The organism is Streptomyces sp. NPDC052064, assembly GCF_055585925.1.
Genome location: NZ_JBVJJE010000003.1, coordinates 381,945 through 408,518 on the forward strand (window position 1 = coordinate 381,945; position 26,574 = coordinate 408,518).

Below are 26,574 nucleotides of genomic sequence, written 5' to 3' on the forward strand. Positions count from 1 at the left end.
ATCAGTGCATTCCCACACACTCACCGTGAAGGTTTCCGCATGCCCAGTCAGTTCTTCATCCCCGACCCCGAGGGTCAAACCCCCAACCCCGAAGGCTACTTCGGGGTGTTCGGCGGCAAGTTCATCCCGGAGGCCCTCGTCGCCGCAGTCGACGAGGTGGCCGTCGAGTACGACAAGGCCAAGCACGACCCCGAGTTCGCCCGAGAGCTCGACGACCTCCTGGTCAACTACACCGGCCGCCCGTCGGCGCTCACCGAGGTCCCTCGTTTCGCCGCGGAAGCGGGTGGCGCCCGCGTCTTCCTCAAGCGCGAGGACCTCAACCACACCGGCTCCCACAAGATCAACAACGTTCTCGGCCAGGCCCTGCTCACCAGGCGTATGGGCAAGACCCGCGTCATCGCCGAGACGGGCGCCGGCCAGCACGGCGTCGCCACGGCCACGGCCTGCGCGCTCTTCGGCCTCGACTGCACGATCTACATGGGCGAGATCGACACCAAGCGGCAGGCACTCAACGTCGCCCGGATGCGCATGCTCGGCGCCGAGGTCATCGCCGTGAAGTCCGGCAGCCGCACGCTGAAGGACGCGATCAACGAGGCGTTCCGGGACTGGGTCGCCAACGTCGAGCACACGCACTACCTCTTCGGTACGGTCGCCGGTCCCCACCCCTTCCCCGCCATGGTCCGCGACTTCCACCGGGTCATCGGCGTGGAGACTCGCCGCCAGCTCCTGGAGCGCGCGGGCCGGCTCCCCGACGCGGCCGTCGCCTGCGTCGGCGGCGGCTCCAACGCCATCGGCCTCTTCCACGCCTTCATCCCGGACGAGTCCGTCCGGCTCATCGGCTGCGAGCCGGCAGGCCACGGCGTCGACACCGGCGAGCACGCGGCGACCCTGACCGCCGGCGAGCCCGGCATCCTGCACGGCTCCCGCAGTTACGTCCTCCAGGACGACGAGGGCCAGATCACCGAGCCGTACTCGATCTCGGCCGGTCTGGACTACCCGGGCATCGGTCCGGAGCACTCCTACCTCAAGGACTCCGGCCGCGGTGAGTACCGCGCGGTCACGGACGACGCGGCCATGCAGGCCCTGCGCCTGCTGTCCCGCACCGAGGGCATCATCCCGGCCATCGAGAGCGCCCACGCGCTGGCCGGCGCCCTGGAGGTCGGCAGGGAGCTGGGCAAGGACGGGCTGATCGTGGTCAACCTGTCCGGCCGCGGCGACAAGGACATGGACACCGCCGCCCGCTACTTCGGCCTCTACGACACCGACGCCGAAGTCGCCGCCGACGCGGACACCGACACCGCCGAGATCGAGGGGGACGCCAAGTGAGCGGCAACATCCAGCTGTTGAGCGACACCCTCGCCGCAGCGAAGTCCGAGGGCCGGTCCGCCCTCATCGCCTACCTCCCGGCCGGGTTCCCGACCGTGGACGGCGGCATCGAGGCGATCAAGGCCGTCCTGGACGGCGGCGCCGACGTCGTCGAGGTCGGTCTGCCGCACAGCGACCCCGTCCTCGACGGGCCCGTCATCCAGACCGCCGACGACATCGCCCTGCGCGGCGGCGTGAAGATCGCCGACGTGATGCGCACGGTCCGCGAGGCCCACGCTGCCACCGGCAAGCCTGTGCTCGTCATGACGTACTGGAACCCCATCGACCGCTACGGCGTCGAGCGGTTCACCGCAGAGCTCGCCGAGGCGGGCGGCGCCGGGTGCATCCTGCCCGACCTGCCCGTGCAGGAGTCGGCGCTGTGGAGGGAGCACGCCGAGAAGCACGGTCTCGCCACCGTCTTCGTCGTCGCCCCCAGCAGCAAGGGCCAGCGGCTCGCGCAGATCACCGCTGCGGGCAGCGGTTTCGTCTACGCCGCCTCCCTCATGGGCGTCACCGGCACCCGCGAGTCGGTCAGCTCGCAGGCCGAGGACCTGGTGGCACGCACCCGGGCCACCGGTACGGACCTGCCGGTCTGCGTCGGGCTCGGCGTGTCCAACGCCACCCAGGCCGCCGAGGTCGCCGGCTTCGCCGACGGCGTGATCGTCGGCTCGGCCTTCGTCAAGGCCATGCTCGACGCCCCGGACGACGCGGCCGGTGTCGAGGCCGTCCGCACCCTGGCGGCAGGCCTCGCGAAGGGCGTGCGCGGACAGGCGTAAGAAACCGGGTAGTCACACAGGTCCCTCGTACGGGTGGACCTGGGGCCGGGGAGGCGCGGTGCGTCTCCCCGGTTCGTTTCCGGGGTGTGAGCGAGAAGAACCGTGAGGGAAAGCGCACCGCCCGGGAGAAGTTGGCGGTGGAGCGCGAGAAGCACAGGGCCTCGGAGAAGCGCCGGCGCGCGCTGATCGTGGGCGGGGCCGTCGTGGCCGTCCTGGGACTCGCGGCGGTGATCGGCGTCGTCGCCGCCAACGCCGGGAAGGACGACGACGGCGAGGCGGCGGGCCCGGTCGTGGCGCCCTCGGGAGCCCAGGGCAAGGACGGCCTGGCCATCCCGGTCGGCAAGGACAGCGCCAAGTCCACGCTCACGGTGTGGGAGGACTTCCGCTGCCCGGCCTGCAAGTCCTTCGAGACGGCGTACCGGCCGGTGATCCACGAGCTGACGAACGCCGGCCAGCTCAAGTCCGAGTACCACCTGGTCACCCTCATCGACGGCAACATGCGCGGCAGTGGCTCCCGCAACGCGGCCAACGCCGCGGCCTGCGCCCAGGACGCCGGGAAGTTCCCCGCGTACCACGACGTGCTCTTCGACAACCAGCCCCCGGAGTCCGACGACGCCTACGCCAGGAAGGACAAGCTGATCGAGCTGGCCGGCAAGGTCGACGGCCTGGACACCCCCGCCTTCCGCAAGTGCGTCGAGGACGGGACGCACAACAGCTGGGTCGCCAAGTCCCACCAGGCGTTCAACAAGGGCGGCTTCTCGGGCACGCCGACCGTGCTGTTCGACGGCAAGAACATCTACCAGGACCGGACGATGACCCCGGCGAAGCTGAAGCAGATGGTGCAGGAGCGGAACAAGGGGTAAGGGCTTTTCTCACGCGCCTGTTATGGACCCGTAGCCGGGCTGCCTGCCGCGGCCCCGGTCCGGCACGGTAGCGTCGACCTTGCCATGGAACTTGCCTTCATTCCCAGCCCGTCACGCGGGGTGCTGTACCTCGGCCCCATTCCGCTGCGCGGCTACGCGTTCTGCATCATCATCGGCGTCTTCGTTGCCGTCTGGCTCGGCAACAAGCGCTGGATCGCCCGGGGCGGGCGGGCCGGCACGGTGGCCGACATCGCTGTCTGGGCGGTGCCCTTCGGCCTGGTGGGCGGCCGGCTCTACCACGTGATCACGGACTACGAGCTGTACTTCAGCGAGGGCCGTGACTGGGTGGACGCCTTCAAGATCTGGGAGGGCGGCCTCGGCATCTGGGGCGCGATCGCGCTGGGCGCACTGGGCGCCTGGATCGGCTGCCGGCGCCGGGGCATCCCGATGCCGGCGTACGCCGACGCCGTCGCGCCGGGCATCGCCCTCGCCCAGGCGATCGGCCGCTGGGGCAACTGGTTCAACCAGGAGCTGTACGGCAAGCCCACCGACCTGCCCTGGGCCCTGGAGATCACGTCCTCCGCGGACGGCCGGGTACCGGGCACGTACCACCCGACGTTCCTGTACGAGTCGCTGTGGTGCATCGGCGTCGCGGTCCTGGTGATCTGGGCCGACCGCCGCTTCCGGCTGGGGCACGGCCGGGCGTTCGCGCTGTACGTCGCCGCGTACTGCACGGGCCGGGCGTGGATCGAGTACATGCGGGTCGACGACGCTCACCACATCCTGGGTCTCCGGCTGAACGTGTGGACCGCGATGCTCGTGTTCCTGCTCGCGGTCGTGTACCTCGTGGTGTCGTCGAAGAAGCGGCCGGGCCGGGAAGCCGTGGTGGAGCCGGGGGCGGAGGCCTCCGGCGACGAAGCCGACGGGGACGACACGTCCGACAGCGAGGGCAAGGGCGACGACGCCAAGGGCGAGGCCGACGACGAGGCCGAGAGCGACGCCAAGGACGACGCCAAGGACGACGCCGAGTCGGCGAAGAAGATCTGACAGTCGGTCGTACGACACAGGGGGCGCCTGGAGGTTCCGGGCGCCCTCGGCGTTTTCCGGGTGGGGGAGTGTCAGCGGCGGCGTGCCAGGGACAGGGTGCGCTGGGCCGCCGTCACCACCGCCGTGTCGATGAAGCGGCCGTCCGGGAGGGCCTGGGCGCCCTGTTCCGTAGCCGCTGCCTTGACGATCGTCTCCGCTTGCTCGATCTCCTCCTCGGTCGGGAGGAAGGCCCGCTTGATGACCGGGAGCTGGCGGGGGTGGATCGCGGCCCGGCCCAGGAAGCCCAGGGCGCGGCCATGAGCGCAGGAGGCGGCCAGGCCCTCCAGATCGCGGACGTCCGGGTAAACCGACTGCGCCGGCGGGGGCAGGCCCGCGGCCCGGGCGGCCACGATCACCCGGGAGCGGGACCAGTCGAGCCCCGCGTCGTCCCATACGCCCAGGTCGGTCCGTAGGTCCGCCTCCCCGAGCGCGATGCCCCGCAGGGACGGGTGGGCCGTGGCGACGGCGTACGCCTGTTCCACGCCCAGGGCCGTCTCCAGGAGGGCGTACAGGGGCAGCCCGGTGGGGGCGGCGTGCTGTGCGATCCGGACGACCTCGGCGGGCGAGGTGACCTTGGGAAGCCGCAGGGCGCAGAGGCCGGGAGCCGGGGCCACGGCGGCGAGGTCCGGCTCGGCCCAGGGGCTCTCCAGGGCGTTGACGCGGACGTGGATCGGGATGGGCGGCAGGTCGGCGAGCAGCTCGGCGGTGGCGGCACGGGCGTACTCCTTGCGGTCGGGGGCCACCGCGTCCTCCAGGTCGACGACGACGATGTCGGCGTCGGAGGTGAGAGCCCTGGCCACCACATGGGGTCGGTCTCCCGGGGCGTAGAGCCAGGTGAGCGGGAACGCCGTCACAGGGCGCCCTCCGCGCGCAGCGCCGTGAGGTCGGCCGGGGACAGGCCCAGTTCGGTGAGGACCTCGTCCGTGTCCGCGCCGTGGGGGCGGCCGGCCCAGCGGATCGCGCCGGGCGTGGCGGAGAGCCGGAAGAGCACGTTCTGCATGCGCAGAGGGCCCAGCTCAGGGTCGTCGACGGTGGTGATGGTGTTCAGGGCCTGGTACTGCGGGTCCGCCATCACGTCGCGGACGTCCTGAACCGGGGCCACGGCCGCCTCGGCCTTCTCGAAGGCCGCCAGGACGTCCGTGCGGGTGCGTGCGGCGATCCAGGAGCCGACCGCCTCGTCCAGGACATCGGCGTGGCGGGCGCGGTCGGCGCCCGTGGCGAACCACGGCTCATCGATCAGTTCCGGGCGGCCCACCAGGTGCATCACGCGTTCCGCGACCGACTGGGCCGATGTCGAGACGGCGACCCAGGTGCCGTCCGCGGTGCGGTAGACGCCGCGCGGGGCGTTGTTGGGGGAGCGGTTGCCGGTGCGGGGCTGGACGTGGCCGAGCTGGTCGTACCAGAGGGGCTGAGGGCCGAGCGCGGCCAGGATCGGTTCGATCAGGGCCATGTCGACGACCTGGCCCTTGCCGGTGCGGTCACGGGCGGCGAGCGCCGTCATCACCGCGTACGCCGTCGTCAGGCCCGCGATGGAGTCGGCCAGGCCGAACGGCGGGAGCGTCGGGGGCGCGTCCGGTTCACCGGTGATCGCGGCGAAGCCGCTCATCGCCTCGGCGAGGGTGCCGAAGCCGGGGCGGTGCGCGTAGGGGCCGAACTGGCCGAAGGCGGTGACGCGGGCCAGGACCAGGCGGGGGTTGGCCGCCGACAGCTCCGGCCAGCCCAGGTCCCACTTCTCCAGGGTGCCGGGGCGGAAGTTCTCGATGATCACGTCGGCGCCGGCGGCGAGGCGCAGCAGGGTGGTGCGCCCGCCGGGCTTCGACAGGTCGAGGGTGATGGTGCGCTTGTTGCGGCCGAGCATCTTCCACCACAGGCCCACGCCGTCCTTCGACGGGCCGTGGCCGCGGGACGGGTCCGGTTTCGCCGGGTGCTCGACCTTGACGACCTCCGCGCCGAAGTCGCCGAGCAGGGTGGCGGCGAGCGGGCCGGCGAAGAGGGTGGCGAGGTCCAGGACGCGGAGGCCGGTGAGGGGCGCGGTCATGAGCGGTGGGTCTCCCGGTGTGTGAGGTGGGCGAGTGCGTCGAAGCCGATGCCGTTGAAGTCGCCGATGGAGGTGGTGAGCCGGTTCTTCAACGGAGCCGTCCAGCGGTCGGGGAGCGCCGCGGGGTCGCCGGCCAGCAGGCCGGCGACGCTGCCGGCGGTCGCGCCGTTGGAGTCGGTGTCCCAGCCGCCGCTCACCGCGCGGCAGACGGAGCCGGAGAATTCGCCGTTCGCGTGGGTGAGGGCAGCGGCGATGAGGGCGGTGTTGGGGACGGCGTGCACCCAGTGGTGGGTGGCGGCGTGGGTGGCGTGCAGTGCGTCGACGACCGTGTCGAAGTCGTCGTGTTCCTGGGCCAGTTGGATGGCGTGGCGGACGGCTCGGGCGAGACGGGAGCGTGGCGGGACGACGGTGAGGCCGGTGCGCAGGCAGACGTGGACGTCGTGTTCGCCTGTCGCGGCCTGCGCGATGGTGGCCGCCGTGAACATCGCCGCGTAGACGCCGTTGGCGGTGTGGGTGAGGGTGGCGTCGCGGTGGGCCTGTTCCGCGGCGGCGGCCGGGTCGCCGGGGTTGGTCCAGCCGTGGACGTCGGCGCGGATCAGGGCGCCGATCCATTCGCGGAACGGGTTGCGGTGGCGGGCGGTGCGCGGGGGTTCCAGGCCGGTGAGGAGGTTGCGGTAGGCGATGCGTTCGGCGGTGAAGGTGCGGCCGGCGGGGAGTTCGTCCAGCCAGGTGCGGGCCACGTCCGTGGTGGTGAAGGTGCTGCCGTGGCGTTGGAGGACGAGGAGGTTGAGGAGGGGGTAGTTGAGGTCGTCGTCCTCGGGCATGCCGTCGATGTTCTCGGCGAGGGAGGTTTGTGCCGAGCGGCGGTTCCAGGGGTGCGCGGCGAGGAGGTCTTGGGGGACGCCTCGTTCGGTGAACCAGGTTGTGAGGGGCCAATTGCCTGTGGACTTGGCCAGTTGGCGGATGGCGTCGAGGGGGAGTTTTTCGACGGGTTTGCCCAGGAGGCAGCCGGCGGCTCGGCCGAGCCAGGCGGATTCCAGGTGCGACTGCGTTGTGGCTGGGCGCGGGTGGGGCGCGCAGCCCGGCGCTGACGGGGTGCTGTCCGCGCCTACCCTCCCCCGAGCTGTCGGCTCCGCTCGAGCAGGGGGGACCCCCATCGCCCCGGCGGCACGACTGCCCGCGGGGTACGGACTTCGCCTGCCAGCAGGCTGTGGCCAGTTCGGGCAGGCCGACCTGATCTTCTCCAGGTCCGTCGGTTCGTCGTCCGACAACCTGCTGGGGAGGTCGGCCAGTTCGTCCAGGAGGTCTTCTGCCAGTTGGCGTAGGTAGCGGGACGCGGGAGTCGGGGACGCTCCCGCTGTGAGGGGGGCCTCTGGGCCGCCTGCCGATCGCCAGCGGGCCGCGATCGCTTTTGGTTCGCGGCCGTCCTGGGTCGCCTGGTGGAGTTCGTGGCCGATCAGGTCCTCCGGCTGGACCCAGGTCAGGCGGAGCATTCCGGGCCTCCGAGGGATGCGAAGGCCTGTTCGTGGGCACGGCGGCGGGATGCGTCTCGGGTGAAGATCTCGCGGGCTACGGCCGTGAGGGTCGTGGCCGGTTCCCAGAGGTCCAGGCGGCTGGCCTCCGCGACGGTCTTGGCCCAGTCCTCCGGGGCAGGGGAGCCCAGGGCGCCGGCCAGGGCGCCGGCCATCGTGGCGATGGAGTCGCAGTCGCGGCCGTAGTTCACCGCGCCGAGCACCGCGTGGCGGTAGTCGCCCTGCGCCACGAGCAACATGCCCAGTGCGACGGGGAGTTCCTCGATCGCGTGCAGGCGGGAGGGGCGGCGGGCGCCGAGGGAAGGGGAGCGGTAGTCGGGGCCGACCGTGTCGTAGGGGGCGACCGTCTCGCGCAGGGGGCCCAGCGCCGACTCGAAGTCCGTGTGGCGGGAGGCCTCCTCGCAGACCCGCTCGATGGCGGTGCGCGTGCCGTCCTTCGCCAGGGACAGGCAGGCCGATACGACCGAGTCCGGGGTGGCTCCCGGGGTGCACGCCGCCGCGACCGCCGCCGCCAGGACGCCCGCCGCCTCACGGCCGTACGACGACTGGTGCGCGCCGGCGATGTCGAGGGCCTCGACGTAGGCCGCCCGCGGGTTGGCGGCGTTGACCAGGCCGACCGGGGGCATGTACATCGCCGCACCGCAGTTGACGATGTTGCCGGTGCCGGCCTCGCGCGGGTCGGCATGGCCGTAGTGGATCCTCGTGACCAGCCATTTCTCCGCCAGGAAGATGCGGTGCAGGGGGAGTGCCTCGGTCTCCAGTTCCGGGATCCAGCGGGGCTCGGTCATCAGGTCGGGGACGAGGTGGTCGGCGATCGCGTAGGCGTCGAGGTGGTCGCGGACCCGGGCGTAGACCCGGATCAGGGCGTGGGCCATCAAGGTGTCGTCGGTGACGTGGCCGTCGCCCTTGTGGTACGGGGCGAGGGGGCGGGCGGTGCGCCAGGCCCCGCCGTGCCAGGGGCCGACGATGCCGTGGACGCGGCCGCCGTGGCGTTCCAGGATCTGCTCGGGTGAGTAGCCCTCGACAGGGCCGCCGAGGGCATCGCCCACGGCGGCTCCGACCAGGGCTCCGGTGATCCGCTCGTCCAGTGTGGCGTTTTGGTGCGGTTTGGGCTGCATGGCCGCATCATCCACCCGGGCGGGCCGGTTGTGCGGCTTCCAGCAGTTCGGCGAGTTCCACGAGGTCCGTGCCGGTCAGGCGGGGGAGGACGCAGCCGGAGAGCGTGCGGCAGGTCTCCCGCCAGGAGGCAGGGATCGAGGCGCCGCCTCCCAGCGCGCCGGTGAGGGCGCCCGCCAGGGCCGGGGCGGAGTCGGCGACGCGGGACAGGCAGGCCGCGGCGGGGACCGCCTCCGCGATGCGGCCGCGGGCCGCGGTGGCCAGGGCGAGGGCGACCGGGACCGTTTCGGCGGCGGCGATGCCGTAGCTGTAGACGTGGTCGACGATCTGGTGTTCCAGGGGCGGGACCAGGGCGAAGGCGCTGTCCGCGGCGGCGGCGAGGCGCAGTGCGTGCCGGGCGTTGCGGCCGATCTCCGTCTCCTCGGGGAGTTCGGCGAGGGCCGCCGTGACGCAGGCGTCGACGTTCGCGCCGGCGAGGGCGAGGGCGAGCGCCGCCGCCATCGCACGGGCGCCGTGGACGCCGTCGCCGTCCTGGGTGTAGCGGGCGTCGAACTCGGCGAGGTCGGCGGCGCGCCGGGGGTCGCCAGGGTGGGCCACGGCGAGGACGCACGCCCGTACGCACGCCGCGTCGTCGAAGTAGTGGGGGTTGTCGTGGCCGGTGGCGGGCGGGCGCAGGCCGGTGGCGAGGTTGCCGAGGCCGGCGCGGACGGAGATGCGGGCGCGCAGGGGGAGGACGGCGGACTCGATCTCCGGAGCGCGGTCTGCTGCCGCGGCCACCTCGTCGGCGACGGCGCTCCAGGTCAGGTCGATCGCGGCTCGGGTGCGGCGTTCTCGGCTGAGATCGCCCAGGACGGTGTCGTCGCCGGCGCGGAGGAGGGCTTCCGCGGCGAAGGCTGCCCATTCGGCGTCGTCGGAGGGGCCCAGGCGGAGGGGTTCCGGGGGCTGGTTCAGGGCGATGGGGACGGGGAGGGTGGTTGTGGCGTTGTGTTCGGCGAAGGTGTCCAGTTCGCGGGTGAGGCGGCGGGTCCAGTCGGGCATGCGGGCGGCTCTGTGGCGGGCGGCGGGCCAGCCTGCGGCGTCGCCTGCGGCGAGTCCGAGCAGGAGGCCTTCGGACCTTTTGTCTCCCACCGGCGCACCGCCCGTAACTGTCACCTGAGGGGTCCTGGTCTCCCGTGGGGCACCTTCGCCGTCGGCGGCTGCGGGTGCCAGCGGGGTCATGCGGGTACCTCCCTCTCCCTGTCCGCTGCCAGTGCACAGGCGGTTGCCGTCGGCGTCAGCAGGTCCGCCACGTCCAGTACGTGGTAGCCCGCCATCGCCGGGAGGCATCTGCCGCGGACCGGGCCGATGGGGGTCGTCCAGGCCTTCGGAATCGCCGAGACCCCCCGCGTCGCGCCGGCCAGGGCGCCCGCGACCGCTGCCGTCGTGTCCGCGTCGCGGCCCATGTTCACCGCCGTCAGGACGGACTGTTCGAAGTCGCCGTCGGCCGCCGCGTACGCGCCGAAGGCGAGGGCGACCGCCTCGGGGGCCAGGTCGGTCCAGGGGTAGCCGCCGATGACGACCGCGGAGCGGACCGCGCGTTCGCCGCGGTGGGCCACCGCCACCGCGCGGCGCAGGCAGCGGGCCGTCCAGGAGTCGTCGGGCACGACCGCGAGGGCGGCGGCCACGACCGCGATCGGCTGGGCGCCCGCTATCGCCGCCGCCACGCCCGCCGCCACCGCCTGGCCGCCGTAGATGCCCTCGCCGTCGTGGCTCACCGAGCCGTCGATCGCCACCAGCCGGGCCGCCTCCGCCGGGCGGCCCGGCGCGAACACCCCGAAGGGGGCCGCGCGCATGGCCAGACCGTCGCTCCAGGCGTGGCGGTGCTGGGCGGAGATGGGGGCCGCCAGGCCCCGGCGGAGGTTCTCCAGCGTGCCGCGTTCGCTGAAGCCGGCGCCCCGGAAGGGGCCCTCGTCGCGGTCGGCGATCCATTCGTGCCAGGCCGCCTCCACGTGCGCGGGGGTGAGTGCCGAGCCGTGCCGGGCCAGGAGGAGGCCGGAGAAGATCGCGTACTCGGTGTCGTCCGTGCCGGCGGGGTTCTCCGCGACGTAGCCGGTGATGCGGCCCCATCGAGCGCGGATCTCGGAGGGCTTCATGTTCTCGGCCGGGGCCCCGAGCGCGTCACCGACGGCCAGGCCCAGCAGTGCGCCGCGTGCCCGTGCGCGGAGTCCGGCGGCGTCCCCGGGCGCCGGGGCGGAGGGGATGCAGGCGATCGATGCCATACCGGATGTGTCCCACTCCGGCGACCGCCCCGAGCCTCGGGGGCCGCAGCATCACCCGGTCGACATCTGTGCAAGATCATAATCAAGTGAGCGCTGAAGGGTAAAACCGCAGGTTAGCCCAGCCTTTCCTTGCTGGCGGCGCCGGAATTCACGGCGTACTTTGGTTGTTGTAAAAACCTGGAACGTGTCCAGAGAAGCCTGTTTCAGCATGGGAATCGGGGATTGTTCATGGCCATCATCGAGACCGAGGCGGCGCTGCACGAGGCGCACCGGGACAACCACACCCACCGGGACGTGAACGGCGGCTGGCTGCGTCCCGCGGTGTTCGGCGCGATGGACGGCCTCGTCTCCAACCTGGCCCTGATGACCGGTGTCGCGGGCGGCTCGGTCAGCCAGCACACCGTCGTCCTCACCGGACTCGCGGGTCTGGCCGCCGGTGCCTTCTCCATGGCCGCCGGCGAGTACACCTCCGTCGCCTCGCAGCGCGAGCTCGTCGAGGCCGAGCTGGACGTGGAGCGGCGAGAGCTGCGCAAGCACCCGAAGGACGAGGAGGCCGAGCTCGCCGCGCTCTACCGGGCGAGAGGGGTCGAGCCGCGGCTGGCCGACGAGGTCGCCCGGCAGCTGTCGAAGGACCCCGAGCAGGCGCTGGAGATCCATGCCCGGGAGGAGCTGGGCATCGATCCCGGCGATCTGCCCTCGCCCACCGTGGCCGCGGTGTCGAGCTTCGGCTCCTTCGCGCTGGGAGCCCTGATCCCCGTACTGCCGTACCTGCTGGGTGCGAGCAGCCTCTTGCCGGCCGTGCTGCTGGCGCTGCTCGGGCTCTTCCTGTGCGGCGCTGTGGTGGCCAGGGTGACGGCACGCACCTGGTGGTACAGCGGTCTGCGGCAGCTGTTCCTGGGAGGTGCGGCGGCCGGTGTGACGTACGCCCTGGGCACCTTGTTCGGAACGGCCGTAGGATAGCTCGGCTCGGACTTATGCGTTGGGCCGCATAAGTAGCCGTTACTTGCTGGTTTCGAATGCGCAATCACCGGGCATGAGCCGTAAGCGCTGCGGGCAACGAGGCTCGTGGGCGCGATCAGCGGGGTGGGCGAAGACGCCCGTCCCGCCCTCGGGCCCGACGGGCATCGATCTCACCCGGTCGTTCCGTACTGGCCCCCCATAGCTTCCACCGTCGGCGCGGTACCCCCGCCGCGAGCCGCCGGTGTCCGCATGTTGGAACGGATTATCCCGGTTCCCGAGAACCGCTCCATCATGTAACCTGCACGAAATTTTGCGATCACGCGAGGGCCAACGTCGTCCCTCGGCACTTGCACATGCCACATGACGACGACGGGAGAGCCGATGCGTACGCCGCGCCAGCCGTCCCAGCATTCCGCGAATGGCCAGAACTGGTCCTTCATGGATGCTCGCCCTGCTGCGCAGGGTATGTACGACCCCCGCAACGAGCACGACGCCTGTGGCGTCGGCTTCGTCGCCACCCTCACCGGCGAGGCGTCCCACACCCTGGTCGAGCAGGCTCTGACCGTCCTGCGCAACCTCGAACACCGCGGCGCCACCGGCTCCGAGCCGGACTCCGGTGACGGCGCCGGCATCCTGTCGCAGGTCCCAGACGCCTTCTTCCGTGACGTGGCCGGATTCGAACTGCCCGCGGCCGGCGGATACGCCGTCGGTATCGCCTTCCTGCCGGAGGACTCCACCGCCGACGCTGTCTCGCAGATCGAGACGATCGCGTCCGAGGAGGGCCTGACCGTCCTCGGCTGGCGCGAGGTGCCGGTCGCTCCCCAGCTGCTGGGTGCCACCGCCCGGTCGACCATGCCGGTCTTCCGCCAGATCTTCGTCAGCGACGGCGCGGCCGTGCCCGCGACGGGTATCGACCTCGACCGCAAGGCCTTCGTGCTGCGCAAGCGCGCCGAGCGCGAGGCCGGCGTGTACTTCCCGTCGCTGTCCGCGCGGACCATCGTCTACAAGGGCATGCTGACCACCGGCCAGCTGGAGCCCTTCTTCCCGGACCTGTCCGACCGCCGGTTCGCCTCCGCGATCGCGCTCGTGCACTCCCGGTTCTCGACGAACACGTTCCCGTCGTGGCCGCTGGCCCACCCGTACCGCTTCGTCGCGCACAACGGTGAGATCAACACCGTCAAGGGCAACCGCAACTGGATGGTGGCCCGCGAGTCGCAGCTCGTCTCGGACCTGTTCGGTTCCGACGACAAGGCCATAGAGCGGATCTTCCCGGTCTGTACGCCGGACGCCTCCGACTCCGCCTCCTTCGACGAGGTGCTTGAGCTGCTGCACCTGGGCGGCCGTTCGCTGCCGCACTCCGTGCTGATGATGATCCCGGAGGCGTGGGAGAACCACGACTCCATGGACCCGGCCCGGCGTGCCTTCTACCAGTTCCACTCCACGATGATGGAGCCCTGGGACGGCCCGGCCTGTGTCACCTTCACCGACGGCACCCAGGTCGGCGCCGTGCTCGACCGCAACGGTCTGCGCCCCGGCCGCTACTGGGTCACCGACGACGGCCTCGTCGTCCTCGGCTCCGAGGTCGGCGTCCTCGACATCGACCCCTCCAAGGTCGTCCGCAAGGGCCGCCTCCAGCCCGGCCGGATGTTCCTCGTCGACACCGCCGAGCACCGCATCATCGAGGACGACGAGATCAAGGCCGAACTCGCCGCCGAGAAGCCGTACGCCGAGTGGATCGAGGCCGGTGAGATCGAGCTCTCCGACCTGCCCGAGCGCGAGCACATCGTCCACACCCACGCCTCGGTCACCCGCCGCCAGCAGACCTTCGGCTACACCGAGGAGGAGCTGCGCGTCCTCCTCGCGCCGATGGCCAAGGCCGGTGCCGAGCCGATCGGCTCGATGGGCACCGACTCACCGATCGCCGCGCTGTCGGACCGCCCGCGCCTGCTCTTCGACTACTTCACCCAGCTGTTCGCGCAGGTGACCAACCCGCCGCTGGACGCCATCCGCGAGGAGCTCGTCACCTCGCTGCGCTCCGCGCTGGGCCCGCAGGGCAACCTGCTCGACCCGAGCGCGGCCTCCTGCCGCAGCGTGCTGCTGCCCTTCCCGGTCATCGACAACGACGAGCTGGCCAAGCTCATCCACATCAACGCCGACGGCGACATGCCCGGCTTCAAGGCCGCGACCCTGTCCGGCCTGTACCGGGTGCACGGCGGCGGTGACGCGCTGGCCGCGCGGATCGACGAGATCTGCGCCGAGGCCGACGCCGCGATCGAGAACGGCGCCCGGCTGATCGTCCTGTCGGACCGCCACTCGGACGCCGAGCACGCGCCGATCCCGTCGCTGCTGCTCACCGCGGCCGTCCACCACCACCTCATCCGCACCAAGCAGCGCACCCAGGTGGGCCTGCTGGTCGAGGCCGGTGACGTCCGCGAGGTGCACCACGTCGCCCTGCTCATCGGCTACGGCGCCGCCGCCGTCAACCCGTACCTGGCGATGGAGTCCGTCGAGGACCTGGTCCGCGCCGGCACCTTCCTGCCCGGCATCGAGCCCGAGCAAGCCATCCGCAACCTCATCTACGCCCTCGGCAAGGGCGTGCTGAAGGTCATGTCCAAGATGGGCATCTCGACCGTCGCCTCCTACCGCGGCGCCCAGGTCTTCGAGGCCGTCGGTCTCGACGAGACCTTCGTGGAGAAGTACTTCAACGGCACGGCCACCAAGATCGGCGGTGTCGGCATCGACGTCGTCGCCAAGGAGGTCGCCGCCCGCCACGCCAAGGCCTACCCGGCCTCCGGCATCGCCCCGGCGCACCGCGCGCTGGACATAGGCGGCGAGTACCAGTGGCGCCGCGAGGGCGAGCCGCACCTGTTCGACCCGGACACGGTCTTCCGCCTCCAGCACTCCACGCGCTCCGGCCGCTACGACATCTTCAAGAAGTACACCGAGCGCGTGAACGAGCAGTCCGAGCGGCTGATGACGCTGCGCGGTCTCTTCGGCTTCAAGTCGGACCGTCAGCCGATCCCGATCGACGAGGTCGAGCCGGTCTCCGAGATCGTCAAGCGGTTCTCGACGGGCGCCATGTCGTACGGCTCCATCTCCCAGGAGGCGCACGAGACCCTCGCCATCGCCATGAACCAGCTGGGCGGCAAGTCCAACACCGGTGAGGGCGGCGAGGACCCGGAGCGGCTGTACGACCCGGCCCGCCGGTCGTCCATCAAGCAGGTCGCCTCCGGCCGCTTCGGTGTGACCTCCGAGTACCTGGTCAACTCCGACGACATCCAGATCAAGATGGCCCAGGGCGCCAAGCCCGGCGAGGGCGGCCAGCTGCCCGGCCACAAGGTCTACCCGTGGGTCGCCAAGACGCGTCACTCGACGCCGGGCGTCGGCCTCATCTCGCCGCCCCCGCACCACGACATCTACTCCATCGAGGACCTGGCCCAGCTGATCCACGACCTGAAGAACGCGAACCCACAGGCGCGGATTCACGTCAAGCTGGTCTCCGAGGTCGGCGTCGGCACGGTCGCCGCGGGTGTCTCCAAGGCGCACGCGGACGTCGTCCTCATCTCCGGCCACGACGGCGGTACGGGTGCCTCGCCGCTGACGTCGCTCAAGCACGCCGGTGGCCCCTGGGAGCTCGGCCTCGCCGAGACCCAGCAGACGCTGCTGCTCAACGGCCTGCGCGACCGCATCGTCGTACAGACCGACGGCCAGCTGAAGACCGGCCGTGACGTGGTCATCGCCGCGCTGCTCGGCGCCGAGGAGTTCGGTTTCGCGACCGCGCCGCTCGTCGTCTCCGGCTGCGTCATGATGCGCGTCTGCCACCTGGACACCTGCCCGGTCGGCATCGCCACGCAGAACCCGACCCTGCGCGAGCGGTACTCCGGCAAGGCCGAGTACGTCGTGAACTTCTTCAAGTACATCGCCGAAGAGGTCCGCGAGATCCTCGCCGAGCTGGGCTTCCGCTCCATCGAGGAGGCCGTCGGTCACGCCGAGACCCTCGACGTCACGCGTGCCGTCGACCACTGGAAGGCGCAGGGCCTGGACCTGGCACCGCTGTTCCACGTGCCCGAGCTGCCCGAGGGCGCGGTCCGCCACCAGCTGATCGCCCAGGACCACGGTCTGGAGAAGGCACTCGACAACCAGCTGATCAAGCTGGCCGCCGACGCCCTGTCCGCCTCGGACGCCACCGAGGCCCAGCCGGTCCGCGCCCAGGTGCAGATCCGCAACATCAACCGCACGGTCGGCACCATGCTCGGCCACGAGGTGACGAAGAAGTTCGGTGGCGCGGGCCTGCCCGACGACACCATCGACATCACCTTCACCGGCTCCGCCGGCCAGTCCTTCGGCGCGTTCGTGCCGCGCGGTGTCACGCTGCGCCTGGAGGGCGACGCCAACGACTACGTCGGCAAGGGCCTCTCGGGAGGCCGGATCGTGGTCCGCCCGGACCGCGCGGCCGACCACCTCGCCGAGTACAGCGTCATCGCCGGCAACACCATCGGCTACGGCGCGACCGGCGGCGAGATGTTCCTGCGCGGCAAGGTCGGCGAGCGGTTCTGTGTCCGCAACTCCGGTGCGACGGTCGTCTCCGAAGGCGTGGGCGACCACGGCTGCGAGTACATGACCGGCGGTCACGCGGTGGTGCTCGGCGAGACGGGCCGCAACTTCGCGGCCGGCATGTCCGGCGGTATCGCGTACGTCATCGACCTGGACCGCGACAACGTCAACGTCGGCAACCTGGACGCAGTCGAGGCGCTGGACGACACCGACAAGCAGTGGCTGCACGACGTGGTCCGCCGCCACCAGGAGGAGACGGGCTCGACCGTCGCCGAGAAGCTCCTGGCAGAGTGGGACGACCCCACGGGAGGCGCGGCGCGCTTCAGCAGGATCATCCCCAGCACGTACAAGGCAGTGCTCGCCGCCAAGGACGCCGCCGAGCGAGCCGGTCTCTCCGAGACCGAGACCCACGAGAAGATGATGGAGGCGGCGATCAATGGCTGACCCGAAGGGCTTCCTGAACCACGGGCGCGAGGTCGCCAGGTCCCGCCCCGTCGAGGAGCGCGTCAAGGACTGGAACGAGGTCTACGTCCCCGGCTCCCTGCTGCCCATCATCAGCAAGCAGGCCAGCCGCTGCATGGACTGCGGCATCCCGTTCTGCCACAACGGCTGCCCGCTCGGGAACCTGATCCCCGAGTGGAACGACTACGCCTACCGCGAGGACTGGGCGGCTGCTTCGGAGCGTCTGCACGCGACGAACAACTTCCCGGAGTTCACGGGCCGCCTGTGCCCCGCTCCCTGTGAGTCGGCGTGTGTGCTCGGCATCAACCAGCCGCCGGTCACCATCAAGAACGTCGAGGTCTCGATCATCGACAAGGCGTGGGAGACCGGGGACGTCGCCCCGCAGATCCCGGAGCGCCTGTCCGGCAAGACCGTCGCCGTCATCGGCTCCGGCCCCGCGGGCCTGGCCGCCGCCCAGCAGCTGACCCGGGCCGGCCACACGGTTGCCGTCTACGAGCGCGCGGACCGCATCGGAGGCCTCCTCCGCTACGGCATCCCCGAGTTCAAGATGGAGAAGCGGCACATCAACCGCCGTATCGAGCAGATGCGCGCGGAGGGCACCCGCTTCCGCACGGGCATCGAGATCGGCCGCGACCTGAAGGCGACGGACCTGAAGAAGCGGTACGACGCGGTGGTCCTGGCCGTCGGCGCGACCACGGCCCGTGACCTGTCGGTGCCCGGCCGCGAGCTCAAGGGCATCTACCAGGCCATGGAGTACCTGCCGCTGGCCAACAAGGTGCAGGAGGGCGACTTCGTGGCGCCCCCGATCTCGGCCGAGGGCAAGCACGTCGTGGTCATCGGCGGCGGCGACACCGGCGCCGACTGCGTCGGTACCGCCCACCGCCAGGGCGCGGCCTCCGTCACGCAGCTGGAGATCATGCCCCGCCCGAACGACGAGCGGCACCCGGTCAACCAGCCCTGGCCGACCTTCCCGATGCTCTACAAGGTCACATCGGCCCACGAGGAGGGCGGCGAGCGCGTCTACTCGGTGTCGACGACGCACTTCGAGGGCGACGAGGACGGCAACGTGCAGTGGCTGCACCTCACCGAGGTGGAGTTCATCGACGGCCGGCTGACCCCGAAGCCGGGCACCGAGCGCAAGATCCCCGCCCAGCTGGTCACCCTCGCCATGGGCTTCACCGGCACCGACCGGGAGAACGGCCTGGTCGACCAGTTCGGCCTGGAGCTCGACGAGCGCGGCAACATCGCCCGCGACGACGACTACCAGACCAACGTGCCGGGCGTGTTCGTCGCCGGTGACGCGGGCCGCGGCCAGTCGCTCATCGTGTGGGCGATCGCCGAGGGCCGCTCGGCGGCGCGCGGGGTGGACCGCCACCTCACGGGTGCCAGCGAGCTGCACGCGCCGATCCGCCCGACGGACCGTGCCCTGATGGTCTGACGGATCACCGAAGAGACGTCCCGTACAAAGGCGTGCGGAACACTGACGGCGCCTGCCCCTTGTCCCCGACCGGACGAACGGGCAGGCGCTGTCGCCTTTCCCCGCTACTTTCCGCCGGGCACGACCCACGTGACGATCACCGCGGCGGCGACGCACAGGACACCGGCCAGGGCGAGCCAGCGCGCGCACTCCACCAGCAGCCAGATGGTTTTCGTCCGCTTCTTCTCGTACCGCAGCAGCCTGCCCGCCTCCAGCAGGATCTCCTCACCGGGCCGTCCGTGCACGGCCAGAACGCCCAGCCAGGAAGCGGCGATCAGGGCGAGGAACCCGGCGATCAGCAGCCCGGTCACCCACCAGCGCGGCGTGTCCGCCAGCTTGCTCAGATCCTCCTGGCCCTTCAGCACGAACACCGCCGCGAGCAGGCCGGTGAGCGAGGCGAGGAAGTTGCGGTACCCCTCGGCCTGATGCAGCGCCGCCTGCAACTGCCGATCCGGGGAGGCCATCTCGCGACAGCGGCGGTCCGCGTCGCGGAGCTGCTGCGGCGTGGGCGTGAAGGTCATGGCGTCGCCCCGGGCTGCCCGGGCGAGGGCGGCGCCGCGATGGTCAGCAGGGCGCCGCAGCCCCGCGGCTCGCTCGCGGGGCGGTTCATGTGCAGGGTGCGGCACTGGCACAGGGTGTGGAACGGCTCGGGCCCCGCTTCCTCGCGCCTGCCGAGGAAGCCGCCCTTGGCGACCGGGGGCTGCCCGAAGGGCCACGTCCTCGTCATCGGGCAGGTGCAGACCGGGCAGGTCCCGGAGGCTTCGTACTGGGCGTCGTCGCCGTTCCTGCGCACGATCCACCGGAAGGTGAGGACGGGGGTGTGGACGGCGTCGGGGTCGTACTCGATCGGGGGCGTCACTCGGCGGTGCCTTCCAGGTGAGGGACTTCGGCGGGGAGTTCGAGGGAGAAGAGGGCCGCGTACCGGGCCAGCCGCTCGCGCACCTGGCTCTCGGACAGGTCCGTCTCCTCCTCGCAGAGCGTGATGTGGTCCTCGGAGACGACACCGGCCAGGGTGGGGGCCCGGCCGGTGAGCTGCTCGGTGAGGATGATCAGGTCCTGCCAGTCGGGGACCCTGTCGGCCACCTCGCCCTCGGGCCTGCGGACGGTGACGTCCAGACCGAGGCAGGCGAAGGGGGCGTAGCGGTCGTACGTCGTGCCGAGGGTCCAGTCGAAGCGGCCGGCTGTGCGGACGAGTTCGAGGGGGCCGAGGACACAGGACTCGTCGCCGATGCCGAGGAGACCCGGGCTGAAGGCGGCGAGGTCAAACAGGTCCGGTGTGTGGTCCCGCACGGCCGCGAACTCGGGGCTGTCGGGGGCGCAGAGGGCTGGGGGCGCGCCGAGCGGGACGAAGCGGGCCAGATGCTCGAGGGATGCGGCGAGGGTGCGGCGCATGCTGTACGCGTGGTGCAGCAGTCGCGGGAGCCGGAGGTCCGGCAGGAATCCGCTCGACGAGTGCCGCAGGAGTGCGGTGACGTCCTGGGACGTCGCTTGCAGGTCCAGGACGGCGGGGTCCGGCTGGGTGACGGAGACGGGCAGGATCTGGTCCTGTCCTGTCAGCCGCTGCACGATGTCGCCGATGGGGCGCCGCTCCGAGGCGCTGAGCTGGACGAGGACCAGGGGTGTCACGCCCTGCTCGTCCAGATGTCTGCCGGACGCGCCGATCGGGTGTCCACGTGTGAGGGGGTGGTCCCAGATCTCCAGTTGCCGCATCGTCTCGTCGATGCGGTCCTCGAAGCCCGGGGCGAGCAGGCCCGCCGTGCTCAGGCGCCGCAGGACCTGGTCGATCTCCTCCAAGTGGAGGTCCTGGCGAGCCACCAGGCCCGTGGGGCGAGCGGTCCTGCGCATGACGACCGTGATGAAGGCCCACGGAGAAATACCGCCGCCACGGCGACGGATCGTGGTGAGCACCTCGGTGGCGAGTGCCGAGGGAATCCAGTCGGCCACCTCGACGGGCGGCTGGTCGGCGCGTATCCCGGTCACCGGCGTGAGGCTGTTCACGCGTGCGGCCACGTCGATGGGCGACGTCTGCAAGTCGGCGGCCAGCAAGAGCAGGTCGGCGATCCCGAGGTCGCCGCCACGCCGTGATCCGTCAACGCGGCGGACGCCGACCGACCGGGAGAACAGGGGGCGTTCCAGCTCCGAGAGCGGACCGTGCTCGTAGGCCTCCGGCGAAGGGTCGTCCCGCAGGGAGAAGCCGAGCGGTTCAAAACGCCGGACGCGGGCCACCAGGTCGCTGAGGGGTACACCTGGGTCCGCGCGGACGAGAAGATCGATGACGCCCAGCTCGCCGGGCCACAGGTGCAGGTCCTCGTCAAGCTCCTTGCTCACCAACAGTGCGGCGTCCCCGCGGGAGGGAACCTCGGCGGCCAGATCGGCGTCCAGTTCCGGTGGGGGCGGCAGCTCCGGTTGCCAGGCACGGAGCTGCTCCAGGAGGGCGACCGCGTCCGCGAGGCGCATGCGGTGCCGCGCTGCGACCAGCAGCAGCGGAGCGTACGGTGCCGGATCGTTCCAGGCCCCTACGGCAAGTGTCGACCTGAACATGTCGGACAGCTCGACCAGCTCCGTCGTCGGCCGCACCGTCCGAAGTCCGCGGAGCCCCACCGCGGCCGGTACCGTCAGCCCCATGATCGCGTAGCGGCGGAAGGCCTTGAGAGGCTCCGACAGCGGCGTGTGCGTCAGGTGTGCCGCGCGCAGCACCGTGCCCCATCCGCGCGGGGAGCTCTCCTTCGGGAACAGAAACGCGTCCATGCCGGCGGGTGCCGGATATCCGGGCGGCCGGAAGGGCTTGCCCTCCTGGTGGAGGGCAAGCCGTGTCTTCTGCCACTGCTTGGCGAGGGCGCCCTGGTATTGGCCGAGCAGCCTGCGCCAAGGGCCTCGGTTCCCGGCACCCTCGTCCATCGGAAGGCACCCCGCGCTGGCCAGAGGCACCGTGTGAGGCAAGGCCTGACGGCGAGGTCCGGCCTGGGGGACGACCATTGCCATGGTGTCGCCCGGCAGTGAGTCGAGCACCGCGAAAGCCAACCGGGGAGACTTGTCGGCGAGTTCCCACAGCCGCGACAGGTCGACCTCGTGCCATCGCGCGGCGGCCCTCGGCGCGGCCTCCAGCAGCTCGGACGCCACTGCCTCCTCGTCGTACGAGATAAGGCTGTTGCGATCCACGCTGGGCTCCGGCCGATGCCGTTCCCGCAGATTGACGATATGGCCGTACGACTCCGGCGCGTCCTTGATGACGACTCCGTCCAGCAGCCACCCTCCTGGCCCCTGCACCAGCCAGATGTCGCGGGAGCCCTGAACCGCGTCGCCGAACCAGGGCTTGGGGGTGGGAGGCATGAGCGCTCCGGGCTCCCAGCGCCGGTGCCGTACGACCGTCCGGGTGTCGTCCTTGGTGAGCTCCCGTGCCTCCACCTCGAAGTCCGCCACCCACAGGAAGGACTCCAGCGTGTCCACCAACGACGGCGGGACGGTGGAGTCCTCGCCCAGATAGAGCCGCACCCGTGTCCCGCCGTCCAGCGCCACATGCGGATCCTCGCCGATCTGCAGTAACCCCGAACCCGACTGGATGTCGGCGCGCAGCGGCTCCAGTTGGAGCGCGCGGCCGTAGTGGTCCACCGGGCTCGTCCAGACGACGACTTCCTCGGCCAGCATGAAGTAGCTGAACACGCCGATGCCGAAACGGGAGTTGAGAGGCATCTCGCCGAGTTCGGCGCGGCGCCAGTTGCGGCGCTCCTGGACGAACTCCGGGTCCTGCTCGTACCGCTTGCCGGCACGGGCGAACATCGAGGTCAGCTTGGCGCGGTTCATGCCGGAACCGTTGTCGGTGCACTCGATGTACGGCCTGCCGTCGGCGTCCCAGCCCTGCGTGAACGTGATCCTCGGCTGCCAGTCGGGCCCGGGCCGCCCCTGCGCGGCGCCGTACTGCCGGCGCATGTCGCGGTAGCGGCAGGCGTCCAGGGCGTTCTGGTACAGCTCGCGCACCGCCAGCATGGGATCGCCGTAGAGCTGGGTGCCCATCAGCAGGGGCCGGATCTCGTCCTCGGCCAGCCGGAAGCGTTCCAGCGGCTGCTTGTACCGCTCGGCCACGGGGACGAGCTGGTCGGTGGTGACGCGCTCGGGGAATCCGCGCAGCAGGGCCGGCGGGTTCGTCCGGGCCTTCTGGCACTCCTGGTGCAGCAGGCTCACGGTCGCGTTCGTCCGCGCGGCGAGCTCCTCGACAGCCACGTGCAGCGCCGGATGGGGGCAGGCGAACCGGACGGTGAGTTCGTAGGGGCCGTCGTCCTGTTCGGCCAGGGGCGTCACGTCGTAGCCGAAGTCGGCGGACAGGGCGGCCACCACGTCGTCCGGGTCCAGGGGCTCGTGGGCGCCGAGGTGGTCGACGAGGACACTCGACATCCGGCGTGGGTCGGCGGCCTGGAGGCCGGCCGTCCACAGCAGACGGGCGAGGTCCGAGGCGCGCCACTGGTTCCCGGGCACCGGCGGGTAGGTGCTCCAGTCGTCACCGCCGCGCGCGTCGTTGATGCGCGGGCTGGTACTCGGATGGACCGTCAGATGGCCGAGGACCTGGCGCACCTGGCCGTCGATGGTGAGCCTGGTCGCCTCTCTGACCGGTGTTCCCGTGGGGTCGGCGGCCGCGTCGAGGATGGCGCTCACCAGCAGGTCGAGGATCGTGTCCACGGCCGAGTAGTCGCCCGTGCGCTCCCACAGCAGGTCCCAGTCGGTGATGAAGCGGTGCCGCAGCCAGTGGTCGGCGGCGGCCGTCTGTTCCTTGAGGCCGCGGCGGCGCAGGGTCGCCACGGTGCGCCGGACCTGGGAGTGCGCACGGGCCACGTCGTGGGCGGCGTCCCGGACCAGGCGGTCGTGGCCTTCGAGGGCGTCGTCCGTGGCGCTCTTGACGTCCATTCCCTCGGGCATCGTCCTGCGCAACTCCTCCAGCGCGATGGCGACGACGCCCTCCTGCACGACGGGCGCGGCGAGCAGCGCCGCCGTCTCGGCGGGCGAGAGCTGGTCGCGGCCCTCCAGACGGGCCCGCTTGACCAGGGTCTCCGTCCGGTCGACCACCCGGACCGGATAGGTGGGGTCGGTCCACGGGTCGTCGCGGTGCGCGCCCTCGGTGGAGAGGGAGTCCACGATGTGCTCGACCAGCTCGCCGAGCCGCTTCTTGACCTGCTCGTGCACGGCCGGGGTGCCCGACGTGTACTCCCACAGGGACGACTGCTCGATCATCGTGGTCCACCGGTACGCCTCCTGCGCGCCTTCGCACAGCACGGGGCCGGGGTCGTCGGCGTCGAGGCCGTGCGGGACGTACCGGTCGACGGCGGGCGGCATGACCCCCGCGTCGGAGGCGTTCCGGCGCACCGCCGTGCGGGTGTAGCGGACGAGGTCGGCGAAGGTGGTCGGCTGGGTCGTCGGAGCCAGCGCCTTGGCGAGCGCCCGGCCGAACCAACTGCCGTCCTGGGGGTCGGCGTAGGAGCGTTCGCCCCGGCTGCAGCTGTACAGCCAGTACACGTCCTCGGTGGCCGAGAGCACGGTCTTCCTGCTCTGCTCGGCCAGCGGTGTGGGCTCCTCGGTGCGGCAGATGTCCAGGCAGACGACCGTCGTCACGCCGGCGGGCAGTCCGTCGAGCAGTCCCTCGGGGTCGGCGGCTATGAGCGTGCGGTCGAGGAGCGCCCGGCCACCGGCCGGGTCCGTTCGGCCCGGCTGTACGTCGGCGGGCAGGAGGTGGTCCCGCTTGCCCACGGTCGTACCGTGACAGGACACGTAGAGGAACGCCGTGTCGCCGGGGGAGCACTCGTCGAAGAACTCCTGGAGGGCGCCGAGCAGTTGGAAGCCGCCCGGGTCGAGCAGCGGCGGCCGTACCTCGTAGTGTGACTGGCGCAGCGCACGGCTCACCAGTTCGACGTCCTCGACGGCGCTCTGCAGCGCGGGGAAGCGCCGGGCCAGATGCTCGTCCCGCTCCAGCGCGGGGGTCCGCCCCACCCCGACGACCAAAGCCAGTCGTCTGCCCGCTCCAGGGGCCTTGGCCTGTCCCGGTTTCACTCGTCCCCCTCATGCAATTCACGAGTAGGACATCATCGCAGAGCACGGGGGCCGTTGTTCTCGTCCGGCCACACCTGGATGTGGTCCTCCTCCAGCTCCAGCAGCACCCGGTCCGCCATGCCCAGGGCCGTCGTGTGCTCGGCCGGGAGCTGAAGACGGCCCGCGCGGTCGAGCATCGCGTACTCACGGGCCACCAGCGACTCCCGGCCCGCCTCGTCGACCTCCGTGCGGCGCAGTACCTCCGTGGAGGTGCGGCCGTCGCGGATCGCGACCGTGCGGCGGACCTCGCCGGCGACCGCCTGGTCGTGCGTGACGATGACGACCGTCGTGCCCAGCTCCTCGTTGGCCCGGCGGAACGCCGCGGCCGTGAGGAGCAGCCGATGCGCGCGCAGGCGCAGCAGCAGTAAGCCCGTCACTCTTCCCCCACCCGATGGCCGAACCGCTGTTCTCCCAACTCGGCATGCGTATCACGGAGTTACCTGTCTGACACGTGTGTTCGAACGCCGGTTGTTCCGCTCTTGACCGTCCGGACCGGTTCCGTATGGGATGCGGTGATGACCGAGAACACCAGTCCGGGGCCCGGTGCCGCCCTCGCCGACGACGTGTCCGGCGAGCCGATGCTGCGGGTGGAGGACCTGCACCACTCCTACGGCACGGGTGCCGCGGCCGTGCACGCGTTGCGCGGGGTCTCCTTCGCCGTCCGGCGCGGTGAACTGGTCGCCCTCAAAGGCCGTTCGGGCTCCGGCAAGACGACGCTGCTCCATATGATCGGCGGCCTCGACTCGCCGCGGAGCGGCCGTGTCGTCGTGGGCGGCACCGACCTGTCGGCGCTGAGCGGCAGCGAGCTGCTGGAGCTGCGCCGCGACCGGATCGGTTTCGTCTTCCAGTCCTTCGGGCTCATCCCCATCCTCACCGCCGCCGAGAACGTCGGCGTGCCGCTGCGACTGCGCCGGGCCGAGCCGCGCGCACTCGAGGAGCGGGTGGCGCTGCTGCTGGCCCTGGTGGGCCTCGCCGGCCACGAGACGCGGCGGCCCGCCGAGCTCTCCCGGCGGGCAGTAGCAGCGGGTCGCCATCGCACGGGCCCTCGCCAACCGCCCGGCCCTGCCGCTCGCCGACGAGCCGACCGGCCAGCTCGACGCCGCCACCGGCCTGGCGGTGATGGAACTGCTGCGGGCCGTGGTCCGCAGCGAGGGCGTCACCGCCCTCGTCGCCACGCACGACCCCCAACTCCTCGGCCTGGCCGACAGGGTGCTGGAACTGAGTGACGGAGTGGTCGTCGAGGAGTGAGAGGGTGAGGCCATGGTCGCGATCAGTCTGAGCAAGGTCCAGGAGACCGCTCCCGCGCTGGTGAGCCTCTACAAGAGCGCCGGAGTCTCCCTCACGAAGCACGGCCTCGACGGGCTGCGGGCCGCGGTGTACCTCGTGGTCGACTACTCCGGCTCGATGAGGCCGTACTACCAGGACGGCAGTGTGCAGGCGTTGGCCGACCGGGTGCTCGGGCTGTCGGCGCATCTCGATGACGACGGAACCGTGCCGGTGGTGTTCTTCTCCACGGATGTCGACGCCGAGACCGAGATCGCCCTGGTCGGCCACCAGGGGTGGATCGACCGGATCGTGGCGGGGCTCGGGCACATGGGGAAGACCAGCTACCACCTGGCGATGGACGCCGTCATCGACCACTACGTCGACAGCGGGTCGCGGGATCCCGCCCTGGTCGTGTTCCAGACCGACGGCGGGCCCCTCAGCAAACCGGCCGCGGAACGGTATCTGTGCAAGGCGGCGAAGCTGCCGCTGTTCTGGCAGTTCATCGGCTTCGGCGACCCGGGCAGCAAGCAGTTCGACTTCCTGCGCAAGCTCGACGAGCTGGCCGTGCCGGGCAAGCGGGTCGTCGACAACGCCGGGTTCTTCCACGCGGGTGAGGATCCGCGGAAGGTGCCGGACGCCGAGCTGTACGACCGGCTGGTGGGTGAGTTCCCGAAGTGGCTCGTGGCCGCCAGGGCCCAGGGGATCGTGCGGGATCCCGGCAGCCGCTGAGCCGCCTGCTCGCCCCCTTG

The 26,574-nt window shown here is 71.4% G+C and carries 17 protein-coding genes and 2 pseudogenes; 9 read left to right on the top strand and 10 right to left on the bottom strand.

What is annotated here, in order from left to right:
• Positions 1 to 39: 39 nt before the first annotated feature.
• The 4 genes from trpB to lgt all read left to right on the top strand — a co-directional run bounded on the left by trpB (position 40) and on the right by lgt (position 4,051).
• On the top strand, positions 40 to 1,326 hold the full coding sequence (trpB, locus tag ACZ6TU_RS09625) for a tryptophan synthase subunit beta (RefSeq protein ID WP_467674125.1): 1,287 nt from the start codon (positions 40 to 42) through the stop codon (positions 1,324 to 1,326).
• Positions 1,323 to 2,141 carry a tryptophan synthase subunit alpha gene (trpA, locus tag ACZ6TU_RS09630; RefSeq protein WP_469547666.1) on the top strand — a complete coding sequence of 273 codons (819 nt, stop codon included), beginning with the start codon at positions 1,323 to 1,325 and terminating at the stop codon, positions 2,139 to 2,141. Before trpB ends, trpA begins: the two co-directional genes overlap by 4 nt.
• A gap of 86 nt (positions 2,142 to 2,227) precedes the next feature.
• On the top strand, positions 2,228 to 3,004 hold the full coding sequence (locus tag ACZ6TU_RS09635) for a DsbA family protein (RefSeq protein WP_467674121.1): 777 nt from the start codon (positions 2,228 to 2,230) through the stop codon (positions 3,002 to 3,004).
• A gap of 84 nt (positions 3,005 to 3,088) precedes the next feature.
• Positions 3,089 to 4,051, top strand: a complete 963-nt coding sequence (gene lgt, locus ACZ6TU_RS09640) for a prolipoprotein diacylglyceryl transferase (protein WP_467674119.1) — start codon at positions 3,089 to 3,091, stop codon at positions 4,049 to 4,051.
• Between the two features lie 71 nt (positions 4,052 to 4,122).
• On the opposite strand, the gene ACZ6TU_RS09645 is transcribed toward lgt, so the two are convergent.
• The 6 genes from ACZ6TU_RS09645 to ACZ6TU_RS09670 are packed head-to-tail and all read right to left on the bottom strand — an operon-like array spanning position 4,123 to position 11,034.
• Positions 4,123 to 4,944 carry an HpcH/HpaI aldolase/citrate lyase family protein gene (locus ACZ6TU_RS09645; RefSeq protein ID WP_467674117.1) on the bottom strand — a complete coding sequence of 274 codons (822 nt, stop codon included), beginning with the start codon at positions 4,942 to 4,944 and terminating at the stop codon, positions 4,123 to 4,125.
• Positions 4,941 to 6,128 carry a CaiB/BaiF CoA transferase family protein gene (locus ACZ6TU_RS09650; RefSeq protein WP_467674115.1) on the bottom strand — a complete coding sequence of 396 codons (1,188 nt, stop codon included), beginning with the start codon at positions 6,126 to 6,128 and terminating at the stop codon, positions 4,941 to 4,943. The genes ACZ6TU_RS09645 and ACZ6TU_RS09650 overlap by 4 nt, the downstream gene beginning before the upstream one ends.
• A complete protein-coding gene (locus ACZ6TU_RS09655; RefSeq protein WP_469547669.1) occupies positions 6,125 to 7,621 on the bottom strand; it encodes an ADP-ribosylglycohydrolase family protein in 1,497 nt (498 codons plus the stop codon). The genes ACZ6TU_RS09650 and ACZ6TU_RS09655 overlap by 4 nt, the downstream gene beginning before the upstream one ends.
• Positions 7,609 to 8,778 carry an ADP-ribosylglycohydrolase family protein gene (locus ACZ6TU_RS09660; protein WP_467674112.1) on the bottom strand — a complete coding sequence of 390 codons (1,170 nt, stop codon included), beginning with the start codon at positions 8,776 to 8,778 and terminating at the stop codon, positions 7,609 to 7,611. Before ACZ6TU_RS09660 ends, ACZ6TU_RS09655 begins: the two co-directional genes overlap by 13 nt.
• Positions 8,779 to 8,785: 7 nt before the next feature.
• Positions 8,786 to 9,994, bottom strand: coding sequence for an ADP-ribosylglycohydrolase family protein (locus tag ACZ6TU_RS09665; protein ID WP_469547671.1), 1,209 nt, complete (start codon positions 9,992 to 9,994; stop codon positions 8,786 to 8,788).
• Positions 9,991 to 11,034, bottom strand: coding sequence for an ADP-ribosylglycohydrolase family protein (locus ACZ6TU_RS09670; protein WP_469547673.1), 1,044 nt, complete (start codon positions 11,032 to 11,034; stop codon positions 9,991 to 9,993). The genes ACZ6TU_RS09665 and ACZ6TU_RS09670 overlap by 4 nt, the downstream gene beginning before the upstream one ends.
• Before the next feature lie 228 nt (positions 11,035 to 11,262).
• Here ACZ6TU_RS09670 and ACZ6TU_RS09675 point away from each other — a divergent pair, with 228 nt between their 5' ends.
• From ACZ6TU_RS09675 to ACZ6TU_RS09685, 3 genes are all read left to right on the top strand, one after another.
• Complete coding sequence (locus tag ACZ6TU_RS09675; protein WP_467674106.1) at positions 11,263 to 11,994, top strand: VIT1/CCC1 transporter family protein; 732 nt, start codon at positions 11,263 to 11,265, stop codon at positions 11,992 to 11,994.
• A gap of 381 nt (positions 11,995 to 12,375) precedes the next feature.
• Complete coding sequence (gene gltB, locus ACZ6TU_RS09680; protein WP_467674104.1) at positions 12,376 to 16,992, top strand: glutamate synthase large subunit; 4,617 nt, start codon at positions 12,376 to 12,378, stop codon at positions 16,990 to 16,992.
• Positions 16,985 to 18,448 (top strand): glutamate synthase subunit beta, encoded by a 1,464-nt coding sequence (locus ACZ6TU_RS09685; protein WP_467674102.1) that lies wholly within the window; start codon positions 16,985 to 16,987, stop codon positions 18,446 to 18,448. The genes gltB and ACZ6TU_RS09685 overlap by 8 nt, the downstream gene beginning before the upstream one ends.
• 104 nt (positions 18,449 to 18,552) lie before the next feature.
• Here ACZ6TU_RS09685 and ACZ6TU_RS09690 read toward each other — a convergent pair whose 3' ends face one another.
• From ACZ6TU_RS09690 to ACZ6TU_RS09705, 4 genes and pseudogenes are all read right to left on the bottom strand, one after another.
• Positions 18,553 to 19,008, bottom strand: coding sequence for a hypothetical protein (locus ACZ6TU_RS09690; RefSeq protein ID WP_086564554.1), 456 nt, complete (start codon positions 19,006 to 19,008; stop codon positions 18,553 to 18,555).
• Entirely contained in the window at positions 19,005 to 19,346 is a 342-nt protein-coding gene (locus ACZ6TU_RS09695) for a hypothetical protein (RefSeq protein ID WP_467674099.1), read from the bottom strand. Before ACZ6TU_RS09695 ends, ACZ6TU_RS09690 begins: the two co-directional genes overlap by 4 nt.
• Positions 19,343 to 24,520: an HD domain-containing protein gene (locus ACZ6TU_RS09700; RefSeq protein ID WP_469547674.1), complete on the bottom strand. Its 5,178-nt coding sequence runs from the start codon at positions 24,518 to 24,520 to the stop codon at positions 19,343 to 19,345. The genes ACZ6TU_RS09695 and ACZ6TU_RS09700 overlap by 4 nt, the downstream gene beginning before the upstream one ends.
• Before the next feature lie 32 nt (positions 24,521 to 24,552).
• A pseudogene (locus tag ACZ6TU_RS09705) lies at positions 24,553 to 24,882 on the bottom strand (ABC transporter ATP-binding protein); the annotation flags it as partial.
• Between the two features lie 192 nt (positions 24,883 to 25,074).
• Here ACZ6TU_RS09705 and ACZ6TU_RS09710 point away from each other — a divergent pair.
• A pseudogene (locus tag ACZ6TU_RS09710) lies at positions 25,075 to 25,807 on the top strand (ABC transporter ATP-binding protein).
• 12 nt (positions 25,808 to 25,819) lie between these two features.
• On the top strand, positions 25,820 to 26,554 hold the full coding sequence (locus ACZ6TU_RS09715) for a vWA domain-containing protein (protein WP_469547675.1): 735 nt from the start codon (positions 25,820 to 25,822) through the stop codon (positions 26,552 to 26,554).
• Positions 26,555 to 26,574 lie beyond the last annotated feature (20 nt).

Bases quoted from the DNA above. Each gene is read 5' to 3' on its own strand.
- ACZ6TU_RS09690 (WP_086564554.1), bottom strand. From the start codon at position 19,008: ATGACCTTCACGCCCACGCCGCAGCAGCTCCGCGACGCGGACCGCCGC.
- ACZ6TU_RS09715 (WP_469547675.1), top strand. From the start codon at position 25,820: ATGGTCGCGATCAGTCTGAGCAAGGTCCAGGAGACCGCTCCCGCGCTG.
- ACZ6TU_RS09655 (WP_469547669.1), bottom strand. From the start codon at position 7,621: ATGCTCCGCCTGACCTGGGTCCAGCCGGAGGACCTGATCGGCCACGAA.
- ACZ6TU_RS09670 (WP_469547673.1), bottom strand. From the start codon at position 11,034: ATGGCATCGATCGCCTGCATCCCCTCCGCCCCGGCGCCCGGGGACGCC.
- ACZ6TU_RS09660 (WP_467674112.1), bottom strand. From the start codon at position 8,778: ATGCAGCCCAAACCGCACCAAAACGCCACACTGGACGAGCGGATCACC.
- ACZ6TU_RS09665 (WP_469547671.1), bottom strand. From the start codon at position 9,994: ATGACCCCGCTGGCACCCGCAGCCGCCGACGGCGAAGGTGCCCCACGG.
- gltB (WP_467674104.1), top strand. From the start codon at position 12,376: ATGCGTACGCCGCGCCAGCCGTCCCAGCATTCCGCGAATGGCCAGAAC.
- ACZ6TU_RS09675 (WP_467674106.1), top strand. From the start codon at position 11,263: ATGGCCATCATCGAGACCGAGGCGGCGCTGCACGAGGCGCACCGGGAC.
- lgt (WP_467674119.1), top strand. From the start codon at position 3,089: ATGGAACTTGCCTTCATTCCCAGCCCGTCACGCGGGGTGCTGTACCTC.
- trpB (WP_467674125.1), top strand. From the start codon at position 40: ATGCCCAGTCAGTTCTTCATCCCCGACCCCGAGGGTCAAACCCCCAAC.
- ACZ6TU_RS09650 (WP_467674115.1), bottom strand. From the start codon at position 6,128: ATGACCGCGCCCCTCACCGGCCTCCGCGTCCTGGACCTCGCCACCCTC.
- ACZ6TU_RS09685 (WP_467674102.1), top strand. From the start codon at position 16,985: ATGGCTGACCCGAAGGGCTTCCTGAACCACGGGCGCGAGGTCGCCAGG.